Source organism: Nonomuraea sp. NPDC050394, from assembly GCF_044459065.1.
In the GTDB taxonomy this organism is placed as follows: Bacteria; Actinomycetota; Actinomycetes; order Streptosporangiales; family Streptosporangiaceae; genus Nonomuraea.
This window is the reverse complement of sequence record NZ_JBITIO010000004.1, coordinates 549,828-569,161: the sequence shown is the minus strand read 5'-3', so window position 1 is coordinate 569,161 and position 19,334 is coordinate 549,828. Positions and strand designations below refer to the sequence as shown.

The following is a 19,334-nucleotide window of genomic DNA, read 5'->3' as shown; positions in this document are numbered from 1 at the left end:
CCTGAGAGGCAGGATATGCATCAGGGGTGCTGGCTGGAGACCGAGACGACCTCGCCGGTCATGTACGTGGAGTAGTCGCTGGCCAGGAAGACGATCACGTTGGCCACCTCCCACGGCTGGGCCGAGCGGCCGAACGCCTCCTTGGCCGTGAGCTCGGCGAGCAGTTCGTCGCTGGTGACCTTGGCCAGGAACGGATGCATGGCCAGCGACGGCGCGACCGCGTTGATCCGGACGCCGTCCGTGGCGGCTTCGAGGGCCGCGCACCTGGTCAACGCCATGACCCCGGCCTTGGCCGCCGCGTAGTGGGCCTGACCGGCCTGGGCCCGCCAGCCGATCACGGACGCGTTGTTGACGATCACGCCGCGGCCCTGCGGGATCATGTGCTGGAGCGCCGCGCGGGTGCAGCGCATGGTGCCGTTGAGCGTCACGTCGATCACCGCGTGCCACTCCTCGTCGGTCATCTCCGCCAGGCTCGCCGTACCGCCGAGTCCGGCGTTGTTGACCACCACGTCGAGGCGTCCGTGCGCCTCGACCACCGCGTCGAACAGCGCCATCACCTGCGCCTGCGAGGTGACGTCACACGGTACGGCCAGCGGCTTCACCCCGGTCAGCCCGGTCAGCGCCTCGGCCGCCTCCGACAGGCGGCGCTCGTGCCGGTCGGAGATGACGATCGTGGCGCCCTCCTCGGCGCAGCGGCGCGCGGTGGCATAGCCGATCCCGGCCCCGGCGGCGGCGGTCACGAGCGTGACCTTGCCGTCGAGCAGGCCGTGCGCGCTGGGGTAGGGAGGGGGCGTCGTCATCGTGGTAGTCCCAGGGTGCGCTCGGCGATGAGGTTGCGCTGGATTTCGCTGGATCCGGCATAGATCGTGTCGGCGCGGCTGAACAGGTAGAGGCGCTGGAGGTCGTTCAGCTCCCCGCCCTCGGCGACCAGCCCGGCCCGGCCCTGGACCTCCTGGGCCAGCTCGCCGAGCCGCTGGTGCCACTCCGACCAGTAGAGCTTGGTGATGGGCAATTGGGGGTCGCGCAGCGCGTTGAGCCGCATGACCTCCAGTTCCAGCCACGACCGCACGAGCCGGTCGCGGATCACCGGGTCGCCGGCCGCGCCGCCGCGCTTCGCGGCCTCGATGACCCGGTCGAGGTCGCGGCGGAAGCCGATCTGCTGGCCGAGCGTGGAGGCGCCGCGTTCGTGGCCGAGCGTGGCCATCGCCACCCGCCAGCCGTCGCCGGGCGCGCCCAGGACGTGGTCGCGGTGCGTGCGGGCGCCGTCGAAGAAGACCTCGTTGAACTCGGAGGTGCCGGTGAGCTGGACGATCGGCCGGACCTCGACGCCCGGCTGGTCCATGGGCACGAGCAGGTAGGACAGCCCGTGATGCTTCTTCTCCGCCTTCTCCGTACGGCACAGCACGAAGCACCAGTCGGCCACGTGCGCCAGGGAGGTCCACACCTTCTGCCCGGTGACGACCCACTCATCACCCGACATTTCCGCTTTCGTCTGGACGTTGGCCAGATCCGAACCCGCCTCCGGCTCCGAGTACCCCTGGCACCACAGTTCCTCGCCCGACTGGATCCCCGGCAGGAAGCGGGCCTTCTGCTCCTCGGTGCCGAACTCCAGGATCGTCGGCCCGATCAGGCCCTCGCCGATGTGGCCCACGCGGGCGGGGGCGCCGGCTCTGGCGTACTCCTCGTAGAAGGCGATCTGGTCGGCGAGTGTGGCCGCGCGCCCGCCGTACCGTGTGGGCCAGCTCAGGCAGGTCCAGCCCGCCTTGCCCAGGTGCCGTTCCCAGGCGTGGCGCTCCTCGTGGCCCTCGTGCTCGCGACCGGGCCCGCCGAGGCCGCGCACGTGCGCGAACGTCGTGGACAGCTGCTCCTCCAGCCAGGCCCGCGCCTGCTCACGAAGGCTCACTGAACCTCCCGTAGCCTCCGCGGAAGAACACCAGGGGCCCGCCCTCGGCGTGGGTGTCCAGCTGCAGTACCCGGGCCACCACGATCATGTGGTCGCCGGCGAGGTGCTCGGCCTCGACCACGCAGTCGATCCAGGCCAGTGCGCCCTCGATGACCGGGTTGCCGGAGGGGGAGCCGGTCCACTCCAGCCCGGCGAACTTGTCGCCGCCCTTGTTGGCCAGCTGGGCGCAGACCTGCTGCTGGTGCTCGGCCAGGACGTTCACGGTGATCACCTTGCCCCCGCGCACCTTCGGCCAGCTCGTACTGGTGTGCGCCACGCAGAAGGCGACCAGCGGCGGATCGAGGGAGACGGAGGTGAAGGAATTGGCGGCCAGGCCGCACGGCTCGCCGCTCTCGGGGTCGAGCGCCGTGATGGCCACGACGCCGGTGGCGAACCTGCCGAGCACGTTCCGGAAGCGCCGGCTGTCGTGCTGCCCGTTGTGGCCGTTCGGCATGGCGGCTCCGTTGTGAATCCCGCGCTTGTACGACGAGTGGGCGTCGCACCCGTCCGGCCTGATCAGCCGGGCTGCGTGTGTGCTCATCCGTGGCCTCCTCGTCGTGGATGCTGAGCCTAGCTTACCAAGCGCTTGCTTGGATGGGCAGAGCCTTTTCCGATCCCGTTGACACGCGGCGGGCGGCGAGCCTAGCTTCGGCATTGTGGCCAAGCGCTTGCTCAACCTCACGGACCGTACCGCCGTCGTCGGCGTCGGCTACACGCCCTTCACCAAGGACTCCCAGGTCAGCACCCTCACCCTCGCCTGCCGCGCGATCATGGCCGCGCTGGCGGACGCCGGCCTGGATCCGTCCGACGTCGACGGCCTGGCCACCCACCGCGTCGGCGACTCGGTCCCGCCCTCGCTCGTCGGCCCGGCCCTGGGGCTCGACGACCCGTCCTGGTACCTGGACCAGTTCGGCGGCGGCAGCGTCTCCCACGCCGTCGCCGGCCAGGCCGCGCTCGCCGTGGCCGCCGGTCTGGCCGACACCGTCGTCTTCTACCGGGCCATCAACGCCCGCTCCGAGTTCCGCATGGGCCAGGCCGCCAACCCCGGCCCGGAGGTCCAGTACCAGGCCCCCTACGGTCTGACCGCCCCCGTCCAGCACTTCGCCCTCGCCGCCCGCGCCCACATGCTGCGCTACGGCACCACCGAGGAACACCTCGGGCGGATCGCCGTCCGCCAGCGCGCGCACGCCGCCAAGAACCCGCGCGCCCTCATGCGCACGCCCATCACCCTCGACGACTACCTCGCCGGCCGCTGGATCGCCGAGCCGTTCCGGCTGCTGGACTGCTGCCTGGAGACCGACGGGGCGTGCGCGCTGGTCATCACCACCGCGGAGCGGGCGCGGTCGCTGCGCCGTACCCCCGCGCTGATCTCCGCCGCCGCCTGGGGCGGCGGTCAGTCGTTCCTGTCCGGCGCGGATCCCACCGTCAGCGCCGCCGCGACCCTCGCCCCCCGCCTGTACGGCCAGGCCGGCCTCACCCCGGCCGACATCGACGTCGCCCAGCTCTACGACTGCTTCACCTATTCGGTGCTGGTCCAGCTGGAGGACTACGGCTTCTGCGCCAAGGGCGAGGGTGGCCCCTTCGCGGCCTCCGGCGAGGGCCCGCCGGTGAACACGCACGGCGGCTTCCTGTCGGAGGGCTACGTCCACGGGATCAACCACATCGCCGAGGCCGTCTCCCAGCTGCGCGGCGACGCCGGAGACCGGCAGGTGGCCGGGGCCCGGGTGGCGCTGTCGACCTCCCAGCCCGGCTACATCCTGCCCGCCACCTCCGCCCTGATCCTGAGGAGCCCCTGAATGCCCGCGGAAAGCCCCTCGAAGCCGGCCGCGCGTTTCAGGCCCACGCCCGACCGTGACTCGCGGGAGTGGTGGGAGCGGGTGGCCACGGGGGAGTTCGCCGTCCAGGAGTGCGACGGGTGCGGGTTGCGGCGCTTTCCCGCGCGGGCCTTCTGCGCCCGGTGCCGGGGCGAGGGACGGCACTGGGTGGCGGTCCGGCCGGTCGGGACGGTGGAGAGCTGGGTGGTCAGCCACCGGCCCTTCGGTCAGGGCGAGATCGTGGTCATGGTCCGCCTGGACGAGGTGCCGGACGCCGTGGTGCACGGCTCGTGGGAAGGATCCGGCGAACCCGAGGGCGGATCGCGGGTGAGCGCGGTGTTCACGGTCGTGGACGACACCCTCACCCTGGTCGGCTGGCGGACGATCAAGGAGTGATGGGAACGCGGGGGGACGGGCCATTGGCCACCCGGAGCGTGAGGGACGTGCGGTCGTCCGGCGGGGCCGGGTAGTACACGTAGGCGCGGCTCTTCTCGCCGGTCTGCAGCGCGGGAACGTGGTTCTCGACGAACTCGGTGTACATCTTCAGCGGGTGGTAGCGCGCCTTGGTGGCCGGGTCCTCCAGCGTGAACGCGCCGAAGTCGGCCGCGGCGGAGAACTCGTGCTCCCACCCGGAGAACGGCGCCGGAGCCGGCACGAACACCACGTTGGTCCGCACGGCCGAGATGTCGAAGGACGCCACCAGATAGGCCCCGTCGCGGTAGAGCGGCAGCACCTCCACCTTGAGCTGATCGTCCTTGTTGGCGAACCCCCAGGTGAAGTCGGCCACCGGCGCGCCCGGATCCGGGCGGAACGGCGCGTTCGGGCCGGTCGGGCCGCGTACCTCTCCGGCCGAGGGCCCCGTGGTGGTGGTCACGTCCGGTGCCTGCTGCTTGATCGTGTAGGAGATCTCCACGCGCCGGTTGCGCGCCCGGCCCTCGGGGTTGTCGCCGCCGCCGCGCTTGTCGTTCTTGGCGATCGGGGTGCTCTCGCCCTTGCCCTCGGTCACGTACCGGTAGCCGCCGCCGAGCTTGGCCGCCAGATACTCCTTGACCGCCTCGGCCCGCCGGACCGACAACGTATGGTTGTACGCCTCCTCGCCCTTGGTGTCGGTGTGGCCGACGATCGTGACCGGCGGCTTGGCCGGGTCGGCGCGCCTGCGGGTCTCCTCGGCCACCTCGTCCAGCACGGCCGCGGCCTTGGCGCCGAGCGTGGCCTCGTCGAAGGCGAACAGCACGTCGGTGCGCAGGCCGATGGTCTCCTTGGCGCCTTCCTGCGAGGTGGTCCTCTTCGGCGTCTCGATGAGCTCGTGCACGTCGGAGACGCCGGACCAGATGTCACCTTCGGGCAGCACGACCGGCCACTGGAACACCTCACCCGCCTTGGGCCTGCCGGAAGCCCCGCGCGCGCGGGCAACGGGCTCCCGCGCGGCATCGGCGACGGGAATCCCGGTCATCGGCCCCATCGGCAGATCAGGCACGACGGAGACGGCCCCGACCCCGGCCGGCAACAAGGGGAAGTACACCTCGACCGGATACCGGACTCCGGGCACGAAGTCCTCGGGAAACCCGTTGCCCTCCATGGTGTGCCGCGTCCCGAACGCCTTGTCACCGTTCCTGGCCCGCAGCGTGAAGTACACCTTCCTGCCCACCGGATCGAACAACCGGAACCGCGCGAAGTCGCTGGGCACACTCCCGTACCCGAAGTCACCCTTGGTGTTCCGGCCGGCGGTGGTCATGATCTCCATGCGCAGCACCGTGAGCGTGGGCGTCCGCTCCACACCCTTGATATCGATCTTGAACGGCTCCGCCGAGTAGAACCCCACCTTCCCCTCGGTCACATACCCGGGTGAGGAAGAAGCACGGGGACCGGGTGACGCGGTGGCGACACTGGGCGAGGGCGGTGCCGGATCCGCCCGCCGAACGGGCTCAGGTGTGGACCCGCACCCGCAGACCAGTGCGGCCACAGCCAGTAATCCGGATGCTCGAAGAGGGACTCGCATGCCGCCAGACCTTTGTAGACCGTCCTTGCAAACCACTTACCGTCCAACCGAAACCGCCTGTCAAGCCGGGTCTCGTGGGCCCCGGTATATCAGGTCCCGGTCTACCGCGCGGGCGTAACGGCGGCCGGCCCCGCACACCGGACGACCGTGCCCCTGGACGGGGCCCGGCCACGGTCGGCGGGTGGGGGTGGGGCGGCTTGCCGTAACGGATCATGGCCGTGAGAGGGGCCTGGGCGGACGGGAAGGCCTGGACGGAGGAGAAGACCTGGACGGAGGGGAAGGCGCGGACGGACGAGAAGGCCCGCGCGAAGGGGAAGCTCCGCACGGGCGGGAAGGCTCGCATGAGGAAAGATCGCCGACAGGAGAACGCACCCTGGCGGGCGTGGGGGACCCGCCAGGGTGCGTTTCCTTTCTCCGACGCGGGCGGCGCCAGGACTCCGGCGAGGGATGGAGTCCTAGGCCGATTGTTCGCGTGCGGAGTCGGTGGGGGAGTGTTCCGCCAGGGAACGCTCCGAGGGAGAGGACTGTGGTCGCCGACGGCGGTCGGCGATCCGTTGTGCTGCGCCAACCGGGTCGTCGATGGGGTGGCTGACTTCGACGCCCTCCTCATGCCAGACAAAGAAATCGTCTCTGCACCACACGGTCAACTCGGTTAGCACGGACAGCACGGACATACCGTTCCCGTTGCTCTGGTAGGTGTGGGTGAACCCCTGGCGATGCAACGCGTAACGCAGTAAACGTGTTGCCTCACGGGGATCGTGCCAGGGCGGGTAGCTTCGCAAGCTCGCTTGCTTCGCAAACGGCGCACCCGCGCGGACCGGCAACACCGGCCCTCACCCCCTCACCGGCCTTTCGATGGATTTGTACCAACGAATGGATGATGCGGCTGTCAAGGCCGTTCGGTCAAGGGGTTGTGGCCTGCTAGAACCAGATCGTCTAAATTGTTGGAACAAAAGGGGTGAAAGTGGCAAGACCGTCGCTGTATCAGCAGGTGGCTTCGGAGCTTCGCAGAGCCATCTACTCCGGCGACTACGGCCCCGGGGCGCAGCTGCCGACCGAGGAGGAGCTCCGCGCGCGCCACGGCGTCAGCCGGAACACGGTCAGGCTCGCGGTCGCGGAACTGGTCAACGAAGGCCTCGTCACGCGCGCACCCCGGCGCGGCACGATCGTCAGAGAACGACGCGCCCTGCTGATGCATCCGCAACGCGAACTGGAGCCGCAACCCACGGGAGTTCCCCGGGAGGCCTTCGCGTACGCCGTCAGTCAGGAAGGCCGCCAGCCCTCCCAGCTCATCGAAGTGTTGACGGTCCAACCGGCTGAGGACATCGCCAGCAGGCTGGAGCTCGACGACGGAAAACTGGCAGTGGTACGGCGGCGCCTGCGTTTCGTCGACGGCCAGCCCTACAACACCAACGATTCCTATTTCCCGCATGACCTGGTCGCCGAGTCCGAGATCGCCAGGCCGGGCGACATCGGACGCGGCGCGAACCGGGTACTCGAGGAACTCGGGCACGCGCAGATCCGCGTGGTCGACGACATCTGGGCCAGGATGCCCAACCAGGCGGAGGTCGAACGGCTCCAGCTGGAGCTGGGGACGCCGGTCGTCGTGTATGTCCGAGTCGGCTACGACCGGGAGGACGCGCCGGTCCGTGTCGCGGTGTCGGTGCTTCCCGCCGACAAGCACTTGATCAGATACGAGCTCGGCAGCCGCTGATCGAGCTCGGTTGGGGGTGATCCCAACGGCCGCGCGCAGCGAGATCTGACTTCGCTGGGCGGGGGAGTGGTGCATGCTCCCCTAAATCGTAATTTATCCAGACATATCCGTTTAGCTGCCGCGTGCCGTGAAGTGCACACGAGATGTGTTCTCCCGGACACCCAGCGCAACGAAGGGTAGACCCATGCACTCGAACACCCTCCTTCACCCGCTCACCCTGCGCCGAGCCGTACCCGCTGACCTGGGCGGAGTCCTCACCCTGCTCGCCGACACCGCCGACTGGCTCCACTCCCGGGGGATCCGCCAGTGGCCCCGAGGCGGCTTCGGTCCCGAGCGCATCGCCCCCCTCATCGACTCCCACGTCCTCTACCTCGTGGACGACGAACTGCGCTTCCTCGACTTCGACGAGGCCGCGCCGCCCGTCGCCACCATCGCGCTCGACGGCCAGGCCGACCCCGAGTTCTGGACCCCGGCCGACCGCCCCCGCGCCGCCCTGTACGTCCACAAACTGGCGGTCGCCCGTCCCTGGTCGGGCAGCGGCCTCGGCGACGCCCTCCTGGACTGGGCCGGCGCCACCGCGCACGCCGTCGGCCTGCCCTGGCTCCGCCTGGACTGCGCCAAGTCCAACCCCGGCCTGCAGGAGTACTACCGCAAGCGCGGCTTCCGCCACCTGCGCACCGTCGACCTGCCGCACCGCGCGTCCGGCGCCCTGTTCCAGCGCCTGGCCCGCCCCGCGCTGTCCACGGCCTTCCGCGACCTCACGGTGCCGCACCTGCTCAGTGCCTAGGGGCGTCGTGACGACCCGCTCGCGCTCGTAGGGGCCCCGGCGCTCGTACCGGCCTTCTCGCGCCTCTCCGCGCTCGTACGTGCTTTCTCGCGCCTCCCCGTTACGGCGAAGCCGCGCCCACCCCCCTCGCCGTAACGGGCGGGCCTCTGTCCCGGCCGCTCGTGAAGGCTCACGCACATCCCGCCGCGACGAGCGCCCCCTGGGCCACCCGACGGCGCCCAGGGGGAACCCCGGGGTCCAAGCCCGGCTTTCAGGGGCCACCGGCGGGATCTGGCCGGGTCGGGGGCCACCGGCGGGATCCGGCCGGGTTGTGTCACCGGCGGACCTTCGGGACCCGGGGCGCTGGGACCTCGGCGGGACCTAGTCGCGGTCGAGCAGGGAGCGCCAGCGGGCGACGAGAGAGGGATCGACCGGCTCGGTCCAGGACGTGCGGACGGCGCTGCCCACGTGGAAGGCGCGGATGCCGTAGTCGAGCAGGGCCCGCACGTGCGGTGGCTTCAGGCCGCCCCCCGCGAGGACGAGCCCCGCGTCGCCCGCCTCGCAACGGGCCTTGAGCACCGGCAGCCCGTCGCCCACCCCGGACGGCGAGCCGGAGGTGAGCACGGTGGCCAGGTTCGGCAGCAGCCGCACGGCGCGCCAGCTCGCGGAGGTGTCGGCGGCGTAGTCGACCGCGCGGTGGAAGGTCCACGGCAGCGGCGACACCGCGTGGATCATGGCTTCGGTGGCGGCCAGGTCGACGGCGCCGTCGGCGTCGAGGAACCCGAACACGAATCCGGCGGCCCCGGCCTGGGCCAGCGCCTTGGCGTCGTTCCTGAGCCGGTCGAGCGCTTCGGCGTCGGCCGTGAACCCGGCCTCGCCGCGCAGCATCACCATCTGGGGGAGCGCGCACTCGGCGGCGATGGCGGCGACCGTCTCCGGCGCTGGGGTGAGTCCGTCGGCGGCCATGTCGGCGACGACCTCAAGGCGGTCGGCACCACCACGTTCGGCGGCCACGGCGTCGCGCACATCGAGCGCGATCACCTCAAGGAGGGATCCGGTCATGGAGCTGAGGCTATATGGTGCGCTACCCGTCCACTGCACCCGATTCCCTGACAATCCAGACAGCCCGCGGACAACCCTCCAGTCAAGGTTGCCCTACAACGCCGGTTCAGGCGGGGTTTCCGGTGAACTCCCCCAGCGCGGACCGGGCCCGCGAAAGTGCCGTCACAAGAGTTTTGACGGTGGCCGGTTCGTCCAGGACGCCCGCCACCTGCCGCTGCTGTTCCCAGGCCGCCACCCGGGCCGTGTAGGACTCGTAGGTGGCCAGGTGGAAGGCGTAGACGGTGGCGAACCTGCTCACCAGGTGCGACGGGTGCATGTCCCAGCCCTGGTAGAAGCCGTGGGCCAGCGAGTGGCGTACCAGCCCGGCGTGCCGGCGCCACAACGCGTGCACGTCGGCCGTCGCGGACGACGCCGGGGCGGCGGCCAGCGAGCCGTCCGACAGTTCGACCCCGGTGCCGGCGAACGCCGTCTGCATCACGTGCCTGGCGTGGTCGCAGGCCGGGTGGTCCAGGCGCTGCTCGTGCGGCGGCAGCCCGATCGCGGCGGTGTAGTCGAAGACGCCGAAGTGCGCCGCGGCCAGCCTGCCCCCGGCCAGGCCGGCGCGCAGGAACGGCAGCGTCTGCGGCGCCTCCACCTGGATCTCGAAGCGCAGCGGGCCGAGCCCGAGCCCCTTCTCCAGATCCTCCAGGAAGGCGGTGAACTGGCCGAGGTAGTTCTCCATCAGGACTTTGGGAAACGTCAGCGCGAAACCCGGCGGAAGGGCGCCGATCCGGGCCACGACCTCGGTCAGGAAGCCGTCAAGCGTGCGGACCGAACGTTCCGGGTCGGCGTCGGCGAACGACTTGACCCGCAGGCCCCACCGGCGCGGCAGCCGTCCCTCCTCGTGCATCGCCGCCACCGCGGCGGCGGCCTGCTCGGCGTGGCCGTCCTCGTCGTCGGGACGCACGCCGTAGCCGTCCTCGAAGTCGATGCGCAGGTCCTCGACGGGCTCGGCGGCCAGCTTCGCCAGCAGCCGCCGGTGCACGCCGGGAGCCAGGTCCTCGCTCACCCCGAACACCTGGGCCAGCTCGCCAGGGCCCGGCAGGTGGGCCTCGGCCAGCTCCAGCGCCTGCCCGCCCCACGTCGCCACCGTCTCGGCCGAGAAACGGTCGGCCGGAACGTAGACCGTGTGCACCGGCTGCCAGCCGGCCGGGGTCATCGGGTAGCGGCTCTGCTGCAGCCGGTACTCCTCCGCGAACCCGGTGATCGGCCGATGCCCAACGGTGACACGCATGTTCTCCTCCGGAAACGCGGCGCTGGCAAGCTCGCCGAGCATCTCACAGCTTGGGAGGGCCCATGCCGGCAGCCCGTGAGGCGCTGATGATCGTGACCATCACCCAGACCGACCCGGGGATGGCCCAATTACGGACGCCCGCGAGCGATACCGAAGCGCTCGGCGACGCACTGCTCGCGAGCTTCGCCCTGCGGAAACTGATCAACGGCACTCCGGGCGAGATCCTGGCCGAGGTCACCACCTTCCTGGCCGACCGGGAACCCGACGACGTGCTCCTGCTCTACGTGGCCTGCCACGCCGTCGCCACTCCCGGCGGCCTGCTGCTGACCACCTCCACGACCGGCCGCGAGGACCAGGCCGCGACCTCGGTGCCGGTCGCCGCCGTCGAGCGGGCGCTGGCCGGGACCGCCGCCGGGCACGTCGTGCTCGTCCTCGACTGCTGCTTCAGCGGCGCCGGGCGCTCCCCGATCGACCTGTCCGGCCTGTCCGCGCCCGCCCAGGTCTTCCTCAGCGCCACCGACCGCGTCGAGTACGTCCTCGACCGGGGCATGATCCGCGGCAGGGGCGTCCACTCCAAGCTGACCCCCGCCCTGGCCGAGACCCTGCGCGGCGGCCGCCCGGTCACCGCGGCCGACCTGGCCGGGCTCCCCGCCGCCGTCACCGGGATCCGCGAGCCCGGCCTGCTCCTCGCCCACGCGGATCGCGCTCCCCGGCCCGCCCATGAGCCCGCCCCGGTGGCCGAGCGGCCGAAGCGCACCGTGGGCGACTGGGCCGTGCGCATCGTCTACTGGGGCCTCGTGATCGCCGGCCTGTCGCTCCTGGCGATGCTGGCCTCGGGCTGGTTCGCCTGGCGCATCTGGCGGCCGGGCCTGCCCGCCGACGCACTGGACGTCCTCGCCCTGATCTTCGTCATCGGGCTCGTGGTCGTCGGCGCCGGAGCCGTGGTGGCCGTTGTCGCGTACGTCGCCCGCCGGCGGCGTTCCAGGAAGTAAGGTTCCTGACCGTGACGGACAATCCGCTCTTCGCCCTGGCCACCTCGGGCAGGCGGCGCACCCATCCGATTCTCGCCCTCGTCGTCGCCGTGGCCGCGATCCTGCTGGGCGGGCTCATCGGGGCGATCATCCTGACGTTCACCGGCCTGCCCGCCGACCCGGCCCTGCGCATGCTGGTGAACCTGGTGACCGGGTTCGCGCCGGTCGCGCTGCTGATCTGGCTGTGGATCGGCCTGTTCGAGGCACGCGGCTTCCGCACGCTCGGGTTCACCCGCGAGCACGCCGCCCGGCGCTCGGCCCGCGGCCTGCTGACCGGGGTCCTGTCCTTCGGCCTGGTCACCGCGATCCTCGTCGTGCCGGGCTTCACGCTGACGGAGAACGTGCCGCAGGGCCTGGCGGCGATCGGCCCGGCGATCCTGGTGTTCGCCGGCTGGGTCGTGCAGGGCTCCACCGAGGAGATCGTCACCCGCGGCTTCCTGCTGCCGGTGGTCGGCGCGCGCTACGGGGCCGTGGCCGGCGTCGGCCTGTCCTCGATGCTCTTCGCCGCCCTCCATCTGCTCAACCCCGGCATCAACGCGCTCAGCCTGGTCAACCTGGTGCTCGTCGGCGTGCTCCTCGGCCTGTACGCGCTGTGGGAGGGCGCGCTCTGGGGCGTGTGCCTGTGGCACGCGGCGTGGAACTGGGCCCAGGGCAACGTCTTCGGCTTCGAGGTCAGCGGCACCGGCACCGGCATGATGGCGATCGTCGACCTCAGGGAGAACGGCCCCGACGTGGTCACCGGCGGCGTGTTCGGGCCCGAGGGCGGCGTGGCGACCACGCTCGTGCTCGCCCTCGGGATCGCGGTGCTCAGCCTTGGACTGCGTCGCGCATCGCGTCCAGCCCGACCAGTTTGACCCGCTCGCCCCGGCCCAGTGTCCTGGCCAGCGCCTCCTCGGCGGCCTCGATGCGCAGCCAGCGCTCGTAGGTGACCGGCTCGACGCCGCGCGAGCGCAGCAGGTCATCGACGGAGGCGGGCCGTACCCTGTCGTGGCCGGCGAGGTCGGACAGCAGCGTGCGGACGGTCTCTGCGGCGTCGGACTTGTTGGTGCCGATCACCCCGGTGGGGCCGCGCTTGAGCCAGCCCGCCACGTACTCGCGCCCGCGCACCCGCCCGGCCTCGTTCGGGACCGTCATCGAGCCCGTGTCGAACGGCACGCCGGGCAGCGGCACACTCTGGTAGCCGACCGAGCGCAGCACCATGCCGACCGGCAGCGTCTCGTACACGCCGGTGCCGACGACGCGGCCGTCCTCCAGGCGGGTGCGCTCCAGCTTGAGTCCCTCGACCCGCTCGGTGCCGAGGATCTCCACCGGGCGCAGCCAGAACCGCACGTCCAGGCGGCGCGGGCGGCCGACGGGGGCGCGGGCGGCCCATGACTGCAGCACGTCGATGTTGCCGCGGATCTGGCGCGGGAAGTCGGCGCCCAGCACGACGGCCTCGTCGGGGCGTACGCACACGTCGGCGTTGGCCAGCTCGCCCAGCTCACGCAGCTCCTTGAGCGTGAACTTGGCGTGTTCGGGACCGCGCCTGCCGATCATGTGGATGGCTTTGACCTGGCTGTCGGCCAGGCGTTCGAGCACGTCGTGGGGGACGTCGGTGGCGGCCAGTTCCTCTGCCGTCTTGGCCAGGACGCGCACCACGTCGACGGCCACGTTGCCGACGCCGATCACGGCGATCTCGGGGCTGTCGAGCACGAAGCGGCCGGGGTCGACGTCGGGGTGGCCGCAGTACCAGTTGACGAAGTCGGTGGCGGCCACGCTGCCGGGCAGGTCCTCGCCGGGGATGCCCATGCGCCGGTCGACCATGGCGCCGGTGGCGTAGACGACGGCGTCGTAGCTCGCCAGGAGATCCTCGACGGACAGGTGCTCGCCGAGGGTGACGCCGCCGAGGAAGCGCACCTGGGGGAGTTCGAGCACTTTGCGCAGGTAGTTGGCGATGGACTTGATCGAGGTGTGGTCGGGGGCGACCCCGTAGCGGACCAGCCCGTACGGCGTGGGCAGCCGCTCCAGCACGTCGACCTCGACTGGTTCGGCCGACTGCTTGACCAGCGCCTCCGCCGTGTAGATGCCCGCCGGGCCCGACCCGACTACCGCCACGCGCAACGACACGCCTGCCTCCTCAGGAGCGGGGGACACGTCCTAGTAGGTGCGACCGGCCAACCTCAACGAGGTATCCCCGGTCGCTCGTGCGTACGAACCCATCTTTCGCGAACACCCGCAATTCCGGCAGAGTTCGGGCATGATCCCGAGCGCGGCCTCGGTGTCAACGTAGCGGCTGCGACGGATCCGCGCACCGCCCTGAGGCAGGCGGTGCGCTTCCACCCTAATCCGCGAATGACCAGCAAGCGCGGCCAAAGCCGCAGGTCAGGAAATATCCCCCGCGGCCATCCGGCGCAGGGCGATCTTGTCGGTCTTGCCGTTCGGGTTGGCGGGCAGTTCCTCCACCACGATCACCCGCTTCGGCACCTTGAAGTTGGACATGTTCTCCCGCGCCCACGCGCGCAGCGCCTCGCCGTCCACCCGCACACCGGAACGCGGCACCACGAACGCCCACCCCGCCTCGCCGGAGTCGTCGTCCGGCACCCCGACCACCGCGGCCTGAGCCAGCGACCCCTCCCGCAGCAGCAGCGCCTCGACCTCGGCGGGCGAGACGTTGAAGCCGTTGACGATGAACAGCTCCTTCTTCCTGTCCACGATGCTGAGGTTGCCCGCCGCGTCCAGCACGCCGACGTCGCCCGTGCGCAGCCATCCGCCGGCGTCGATCGCCTCCGCGGTCCTGCCGGGCTCGCCCCAGTAGCCGCGCATCACCCCGTACCCGCGCTGCAGGACCTCGCCCCGCTCCCCGGGCGGCACCTCCTTGCCCGCCAGGTCGACGATCTTCACCTCGATCCCCGGCACCGCCCGTCCGGTGGTCGTCGCGATCACCTCGATCGGGTCGCCGGCCCGCGTCATGGACACGACCGTGCCCTCCATGAGCCCATAGGCGTTGATCACGCGTTCCAGGCCCACCCGCTCGACCAGGCGCGTGATCAGCGGCGCCGGGACCGATGCCGCCCCGCAGATCGCCACCCGCAGCGACGAGACGTCCCAGTCGCGCCGGTCGAGCTCGTCCAGCAGCCGGGCGAACAACGTGGGCGGACCCGCCAGGATGCTCACCTTCCCGGACTCCACCAGCGCCATCAGGCCATCGGGGGTGAACACCCCGACCGGCATCATCGTCGCCCGGCGCAGGACGCAGGCGATCAGCCCGGCGTTGAGCCCGAAGCCGTGGTTGAACGGCGCGATCACCGGATAGCGGTCGTCCGGGCCCAGGGTGACGATCTCGGCCCAGTCCCAATAGCCGCGCAGCACCTGGGCGTGGTCGAGCATGACGCCCTTGGGGGTGCCGGTGGTGCCGGAGGTGGACATGATCTCGCACAGGTCGTCCGGCTTCACCGCCAGCGCCCTGGCCTCGACGTCGCCCTCGCCGGTCTCCACGAGCTCGGAGGTGGTCAGCGTGGCGGCCCGCCGTACCCCGTCGGGGACGATCACGTGGCGCAGGACCGGCAGTGGCGGCAGCAGGTCGGCCAGTACGGCGCCGCCCGCGCCGGGACCGGTGACCAGCACCTCCGCGCCCGTCTTCGCGATGATCTCCGCCGCCTCGAACCCCTTGTACCGGGAGGAGAGCGGCACGATCACCGCGCCCGCGTCCCAGACGCCGAAGGCGTGCGTCACCCACGCCGCGTCGTTGATCCCCCACACCGCCACGCGGTCGCCGGGTCCGACGCCCAGCGCCATCAGCCCGCGCGCCACCGCGGCGGCCTGTTCGCGCAGCTCGCGCAGGGTGAGGCGGACCTGCCCCTCCACCACGAGGGTGTCCGGATACGCCGAGGCCTGCGCGCGCAGCATGCGGGGGAGCGTCCCCCAGCCGGGCACACTCTCCATCGCGCCTCCTCAGCCGGCCAGGCTGCGATCGCGGCCCAGGTGGTGGCCGCGCAGGTCCTCCACGACACCGGGGGTGACGGTTTCCGACACCTCGGGCGCCACCTCCACCCCGATCTGCACCGGCGTCAGCCCATGGACGGCCTGCTGGATGCGCGACTTCCACATCGGGTTCTTGACCAGGCCGGCCCGGTTGAAGACGACCGTCAGCACGGCGGCGTCCAGCGTGCCCTGGCGGCTGACCGTCAGCTTCCAGCCCGACACTCCGTCCACCTTGGCCAGCGCCTTCTGGATCCGGAGCAGCGACACCCACACGCCGCGCACGAGCACGTGCTCGCCGACCGTGTGCGCGGGCGCGAGCCCGCCCCGCGACACCTGCCCGGTACGCAGCACCGCGTCACCCAGCGCCGCGTGCCCGCGCGGCGTGATCACCACCTCGGCGAGCTCGCCCGCACCGGGATCGAGCGTGTCCTTGCCCAGCGCCGCCAGCCCGACCATCCCCTCGGCCAGCGGCTCGAAGGGCTCCTCCTCCGCGGTACGGCAGGCCAGCGCGGCCCCGGTGAACGGGCTCGCGAACACCTCGGTCACCGCGGCGTCGAACTCCTTGGCCAGATACGCCAGCGTCCGCCTGGCCGCGTTCTCACCCGTCAGCACGATCGTGCGCAGCCCCAGATCCAGCGGGTCCAGCAGAAACTCCAGGTGCAGGCGGGCCAGGAAGTCCATGGCCCCGGTCGGCGTCGCCACCAGAGCCGTGGCCCCGACCGAGGTGAGGGCGTGGTGCAGCCGCATCCGTCCTCTGGGCCCGACCGAGGCGGCCGCCTGCGCGACGTCCGCCGCCGCTCCGGCCCACAGCGCGCCGGCCGGTTCGGCCAGCGCCACCACCACGCGGTCCCGCGCGCCGACGCCCGCGGCCTTGAGCGCCGCCCCGGTCATCGCGGCGGCGTGCGCGCGATCCTCCGGCCCGAGCGGGAACACGCTCGCCGCGTCCGGCGAGACCACCAGCAGCCCGGACGCCGACCGGCCGGCGGCGCCCAGGTCGTCACGTGTGAGCCATCGCATCGAAGGCCACCCCCATCCCTTCCCTGAGACCTTCGCGGCGCATCAGCGCACCACCTCGGTCATGAACGTGCGCATCGACTCCGTGACCAGCGGATGCGCCAGCCCGCCCACCTGGCACTGCAGGATCAGGTCGGTGGCGCCGGCCTCGGCGATGCGCGCGACCGCCTTGCGTGAGCCCTCCACGTCGTCCACCACGACCATGAGGTGCTCGCGCAACGTCGCCATGGCCTCCTCGGGCGGCATGCCGGCCGCGAGCTGTCCCAGCACGCGGTGGGTGGCGTGGCGGGCGTCGTAGTAGTCGGGCGGCGTGACCAGGTTGACCTGGCGCCGGATGTACCAGAGCACGGCGTCGGCCGCCTCGTCCCGCGCCTGCCCCACGTACCAGGGGATCATCAGCGCCACCCGCCGGCTGGCGGGGTCGAACCCGTTGTCGGCCAGGCACTCCCGATACTTCGCGATGTCGGCGGCGACGTCGTCGATGCCCTTCAGCATCGTCATCCCGAGCAGGTTGTAGCCGTGCCTGGCGGCCGCCAGGTAGCCCTCCAGGGACGTGGACGCCACCCACACCCTCGGATACGGTTCCTGCACCGGCCGCGGGTACACGGACACGTCCGGGATCTCGAAGAACTCGTTCGACCGGCTGACCGGTTCGCCGTCCGCCTGCCAGATGGCCAGCGTGGCCTCCAGGGAGTCCTCCCAGATCTGCCGCGACTTCTCGAACGGCTTCTGGAACGCCTGGTACTCCAGCGGCGAGGCGCCGCGGCCGGTCCCGAACTCCACCCGGCCGCCGCTCAGGACGTCGAGGGTGGCCACGCGCTCCGCCGTACGGATGGGCGACTGGAAGGGCAGCAGCACCACGCCCAGCCCCAGGTGGATCCGCTCGGTGCGCTGAGAGATCGCGGCCAGCACCAGATCCGGCGCGGAGGAGTGGGAGAAACCCCTGGTGAAGTGGTGTTCTACGAACCAGGCCGTGTCGAAACCCAGTTGGTCGCCCAGGACCACCTGGTCGATCACATTCCGGAACGCCTGCTGCTCGACCTCGCGGGTACGCCCGCGAACCTCCAGTTCGTAACCGAGGCTGATCCGCATCCATCCTCCAAGTAAACCAAGCGCTCGCTTGGTAGAGACTATCAGGGCGGCTGTCCGGCGGGAAGTGCGGCTGTGCGTCCGGGACTTGCGGGATACGTGGTACGGCGATCAGAGTGGGTGATCGTGAGGCGAAAGCACGCGCTGCGGCGGCAGAAAGATGGCACGCTCCCAGACATGAGGGGTTTCCGCCGGACTCGGTCGAGCGACGACGAGCTTTCCAGCGCGCGCCGCTACGAGGCGTTCGGCCGGGTCATGGCGGTCCTGGCCACCAAGGCGGACTTCATCGAGGCGTGCCGTGACCTCACCTGGTGGCGGGGCGCCGACCACAGCTGGCACATCGAGTGGCGCGACGGCCCCTACGCCGCCGAGGTGGCCGCGCTGCTCGCCGAGCACGTGCGCGACCCCGACTTCGACGGCAGCCTGGTCACGGTGGCCGGTCCCGGCAACAACGCCTCGGCCATCCTGGACGTCATGGGCGTCCGCTTTGAACTCCACGCCGTCGACCCCATGGGCTCGGCCCGCGTGCACGTGCGCCCCGGCTTCTGGCGCCTGGCCGAGGCCCTGGACACCACCCGCCGCACCAACGCTCGCCGGCCCTGGGAAGAACTCCTCGGCGGCTAGCCGCCGAACACGTGCGCGGCCAGGTCCCCGCGATGGCCAAGCGGGGTGCCGAAGAGCTGGGCGTCGGAGGTGGCGCGCTTGAGGTAACGGTGGGCGTCGTGCTCCCACGTGATCCCAATGCCGCCGTGGACCTGGATGTTCTCCCCTGCCGCCCGCAGGTAGGCCTCTCCGCAGTAGGCCCCGGCGACGGCGGCGTTCACGGCCGACTCGTGCGCGGCCAGCGCCGCCGACCTGGCCGACTCCACCAGCAGCGCCACGTCGGCCAGCTTGTGCTTGATCGCCTGGAACGACCCGATCGGCCGCCCGAACTGCCGCCGCTGCTTCGCGTACTCCACCGACGCCTCCAGGCACCGCTCGGCCCCGCCCGCCTGCTCGGCCGCGAGCGCGGCGACGCCGAGCGTGCGGACCGCGTCCCGGTGCTCGTCCCCGCCAAGGACGGTGGCGGGCGTCCGGTCGAAGACGAGCCTGGTCAGGGGCCGCGTGAGGTCCATGGTCCGGTACGGCTCCCGCGCCGCGGGCCGGGCCTCGACCAGGTGCCCACCGGCGTACAGGAGCACCAGATCCCCGTCCAGGACAAAGGGCGCCTCGCCGGTCAGCAGCCCGTCCTCCAGTGACAGTTCCTGGCCGAACACGACGGTCGCGCTCATCGCGCCCTCGGCCAGCGGCGGGAGCAGGCGCGAGCGGGCCGCCGCGTCCCCGTCGAGCCTGAGCGCCGCCACCGCCAGCACCGCCGTCTGCAGGAACGGCTGCGCCGACAGCGCCCGCCCCACCTCCCACGCCACGGCCGCGACCTCCCCGGGCCCGCCGCCCGCGCCGCCGTACTCCTCGGGCACGGCCAGCCCCGCGACGCCCAGCTCTCGCGCGAAGTCCGCCCACGACGCGGACGGGCGGCGGGACAGGTACGACCGGACGGTGTCACGCAGGAGATCCATGTCTCCAGACTAACCAAGCACTTGCTTCGCCGTTAGCTTCGGTTGACCGAATTTTGCCTTTTCTGTAAGTCCGCATACTGTGAGTAATGGCCGCCTTTAGTGGTTACTGGGGGA

The 19,334-nt window shown here is 71.4% G+C and carries 18 protein-coding genes; 7 read left to right on the top strand and 11 right to left on the bottom strand.

Annotation, left to right across the window (positions count from 1 at the left end; all coding sequences use genetic code 11):
- Nucleotides 1-20: 20 nt before the first annotated feature.
- The 3 genes from ACIBKY_RS20135 to ACIBKY_RS20125 are packed head-to-tail and all read right to left on the bottom strand — an operon-like array spanning nt 21 to nt 2,396.
- Nucleotides 21-800 carry an SDR family oxidoreductase gene (locus ACIBKY_RS20135; protein WP_379618043.1) on the bottom strand — a complete coding sequence of 260 codons (780 nt, stop codon included), beginning with the start codon at nt 798-800 and terminating at the stop codon, nt 21-23.
- Nucleotides 797-1,903 carry an acyl-CoA dehydrogenase family protein gene (locus ACIBKY_RS20130; protein WP_397098151.1) on the bottom strand — a complete coding sequence of 369 codons (1,107 nt, stop codon included), beginning with the start codon at nt 1,901-1,903 and terminating at the stop codon, nt 797-799. The genes ACIBKY_RS20135 and ACIBKY_RS20130 overlap by 4 nt, the downstream gene beginning before the upstream one ends.
- A complete protein-coding gene (locus ACIBKY_RS20125) occupies nt 1,890-2,396 on the bottom strand; it encodes a flavin reductase family protein (RefSeq protein ID WP_397098424.1) in 507 nt (168 codons plus the stop codon). The genes ACIBKY_RS20130 and ACIBKY_RS20125 overlap by 14 nt, the downstream gene beginning before the upstream one ends.
- A gap of 202 nt (nt 2,397-2,598) precedes the next feature.
- On the opposite strand from ACIBKY_RS20125, the gene ACIBKY_RS20120 reads away from it, so the two are divergent.
- Nucleotides 2,599-3,738: a thiolase C-terminal domain-containing protein gene (locus ACIBKY_RS20120; protein WP_397098150.1), complete on the top strand. Its 1,140-nt coding sequence runs from the start codon at nt 2,599-2,601 to the stop codon at nt 3,736-3,738.
- Nucleotides 3,739-4,152: a Zn-ribbon domain-containing OB-fold protein gene (locus tag ACIBKY_RS20115; RefSeq protein WP_397098149.1), complete on the top strand. Its 414-nt coding sequence runs from the start codon at nt 3,739-3,741 to the stop codon at nt 4,150-4,152. It begins immediately after the preceding gene.
- Here the strand turns inward: ACIBKY_RS20115 and ACIBKY_RS20110 are convergent.
- A complete protein-coding gene (locus tag ACIBKY_RS20110) occupies nt 4,142-5,593 on the bottom strand; it encodes an OmpA family protein (RefSeq protein WP_397098148.1) in 1,452 nt (483 codons plus the stop codon). The two genes, ACIBKY_RS20115 and ACIBKY_RS20110, sit on opposite strands and share 11 nt — an antisense overlap.
- 1,126 nt (nt 5,594-6,719) lie before the next feature.
- On the opposite strand from ACIBKY_RS20110, the gene ACIBKY_RS20105 reads away from it, so the two are divergent.
- Together ACIBKY_RS20105 and ACIBKY_RS20100 are read left to right on the top strand one after the other, a co-directional pair.
- A complete protein-coding gene (locus tag ACIBKY_RS20105) occupies nt 6,720-7,469 on the top strand; it encodes a GntR family transcriptional regulator (RefSeq protein ID WP_397098147.1) in 750 nt (249 codons plus the stop codon).
- A gap of 184 nt (nt 7,470-7,653) precedes the next feature.
- The gene (locus tag ACIBKY_RS20100) at nt 7,654-8,256 is read left to right on the top strand and encodes a GNAT family N-acetyltransferase (protein ID WP_397098146.1); all 603 of its coding nucleotides are present in this window, start codon (nt 7,654-7,656) and stop codon (nt 8,254-8,256) included.
- Between the two features lie 360 nt (nt 8,257-8,616).
- On the opposite strand, the gene ACIBKY_RS20095 is transcribed toward ACIBKY_RS20100, so the two are convergent.
- Nucleotides 8,617-9,297, bottom strand: coding sequence for a copper homeostasis protein CutC (locus ACIBKY_RS20095; RefSeq protein ID WP_397098145.1), 681 nt, complete (start codon nt 9,295-9,297; stop codon nt 8,617-8,619).
- 106 nt (nt 9,298-9,403) lie between these two features.
- The gene (locus ACIBKY_RS20090) at nt 9,404-10,570 is read right to left on the bottom strand and encodes a DUF6986 family protein (RefSeq protein WP_397098144.1); all 1,167 of its coding nucleotides are present in this window, start codon (nt 10,568-10,570) and stop codon (nt 9,404-9,406) included.
- Between the two features lie 62 nt (nt 10,571-10,632).
- Between ACIBKY_RS20090 and ACIBKY_RS20085 the strand changes: the two genes are divergently transcribed.
- Entirely contained in the window at nt 10,633-11,562 is a 930-nt protein-coding gene (locus ACIBKY_RS20085) for a caspase domain-containing protein (protein WP_397098143.1), read from the top strand.
- A gap of 11 nt (nt 11,563-11,573) precedes the next feature.
- The gene (locus ACIBKY_RS20080; protein WP_397098142.1) at nt 11,574-12,455 is read left to right on the top strand and encodes a type II CAAX prenyl endopeptidase Rce1 family protein; all 882 of its coding nucleotides are present in this window, start codon (nt 11,574-11,576) and stop codon (nt 12,453-12,455) included.
- Here the strand turns inward: ACIBKY_RS20080 and ACIBKY_RS20075 are convergent.
- The 4 genes from ACIBKY_RS20075 to ACIBKY_RS20060 all read right to left on the bottom strand — a co-directional run bounded on the left by ACIBKY_RS20075 (nt 12,409) and on the right by ACIBKY_RS20060 (nt 17,667).
- Nucleotides 12,409-13,707, bottom strand: coding sequence for an FAD-dependent oxidoreductase (locus ACIBKY_RS20075; RefSeq protein ID WP_397098141.1), 1,299 nt, complete (start codon nt 13,705-13,707; stop codon nt 12,409-12,411). The two genes, ACIBKY_RS20080 and ACIBKY_RS20075, sit on opposite strands and share 47 nt — an antisense overlap.
- A 255-nt stretch (nt 13,708-13,962) precedes the next feature.
- Nucleotides 13,963-15,522: an AMP-binding protein gene (locus ACIBKY_RS20070; RefSeq protein WP_397098140.1), complete on the bottom strand. Its 1,560-nt coding sequence runs from the start codon at nt 15,520-15,522 to the stop codon at nt 13,963-13,965.
- Between the two features lie 9 nt (nt 15,523-15,531).
- The gene (locus ACIBKY_RS20065) at nt 15,532-16,578 is read right to left on the bottom strand and encodes a hypothetical protein (RefSeq protein WP_397098139.1); all 1,047 of its coding nucleotides are present in this window, start codon (nt 16,576-16,578) and stop codon (nt 15,532-15,534) included.
- 42 nt (nt 16,579-16,620) lie between these two features.
- On the bottom strand, nt 16,621-17,667 hold the full coding sequence (locus tag ACIBKY_RS20060) for an LLM class flavin-dependent oxidoreductase (RefSeq protein ID WP_397098138.1): 1,047 nt from the start codon (nt 17,665-17,667) through the stop codon (nt 16,621-16,623).
- A gap of 174 nt (nt 17,668-17,841) precedes the next feature.
- Here ACIBKY_RS20060 and ACIBKY_RS20055 point away from each other — a divergent pair, with 174 nt between their 5' ends.
- Complete coding sequence (locus ACIBKY_RS20055) at nt 17,842-18,288, top strand: hypothetical protein (RefSeq protein WP_397098137.1); 447 nt, start codon at nt 17,842-17,844, stop codon at nt 18,286-18,288.
- Here the strand turns inward: ACIBKY_RS20055 and ACIBKY_RS20050 are convergent.
- Nucleotides 18,285-19,220 (bottom strand): acyl-CoA dehydrogenase family protein, encoded by a 936-nt coding sequence (locus ACIBKY_RS20050; RefSeq protein WP_397098136.1) that lies wholly within the window; start codon nt 19,218-19,220, stop codon nt 18,285-18,287. The genes ACIBKY_RS20055 and ACIBKY_RS20050 overlap by 4 nt on opposite strands.
- Nucleotides 19,221-19,334 lie beyond the last annotated feature (114 nt).

Excerpts from the sequence above, each read along its gene's own strand:
- ACIBKY_RS20085 (WP_397098143.1), top strand. The coding sequence starts at position 10,633 with ATGCCGGCAGCCCGTGAGGCGCTGATGATCGTGACCATCACCCAGACC.
- ACIBKY_RS20125 (WP_397098424.1), bottom strand. The coding sequence starts at position 2,396 with ATGCCGAACGGCCACAACGGGCAGCACGACAGCCGGCGCTTCCGGAAC.
- ACIBKY_RS20055 (WP_397098137.1), top strand. The coding sequence starts at position 17,842 with ATGAGGGGTTTCCGCCGGACTCGGTCGAGCGACGACGAGCTTTCCAGC.
- ACIBKY_RS20135 (WP_379618043.1), bottom strand. The coding sequence starts at position 800 with ATGACGACGCCCCCTCCCTACCCCAGCGCGCACGGCCTGCTCGACGGC.
- ACIBKY_RS20095 (WP_397098145.1), bottom strand. The coding sequence starts at position 9,297 with ATGACCGGATCCCTCCTTGAGGTGATCGCGCTCGATGTGCGCGACGCC.
- ACIBKY_RS20100 (WP_397098146.1), top strand. The coding sequence starts at position 7,654 with ATGCACTCGAACACCCTCCTTCACCCGCTCACCCTGCGCCGAGCCGTA.
- ACIBKY_RS20060 (WP_397098138.1), bottom strand. The coding sequence starts at position 17,667 with ATGCGGATCAGCCTCGGTTACGAACTGGAGGTTCGCGGGCGTACCCGC.
- ACIBKY_RS20065 (WP_397098139.1), bottom strand. The coding sequence starts at position 16,578 with ATGCGATGGCTCACACGTGACGACCTGGGCGCCGCCGGCCGGTCGGCG.
- ACIBKY_RS20050 (WP_397098136.1), bottom strand. The coding sequence starts at position 19,220 with ATGGATCTCCTGCGTGACACCGTCCGGTCGTACCTGTCCCGCCGCCCG.
- ACIBKY_RS20070 (WP_397098140.1), bottom strand. The coding sequence starts at position 15,522 with ATGGAGAGTGTGCCCGGCTGGGGGACGCTCCCCCGCATGCTGCGCGCG.
- ACIBKY_RS20090 (WP_397098144.1), bottom strand. The coding sequence starts at position 10,570 with ATGCGTGTCACCGTTGGGCATCGGCCGATCACCGGGTTCGCGGAGGAG.
- ACIBKY_RS20115 (WP_397098149.1), top strand. The coding sequence starts at position 3,739 with ATGCCCGCGGAAAGCCCCTCGAAGCCGGCCGCGCGTTTCAGGCCCACG.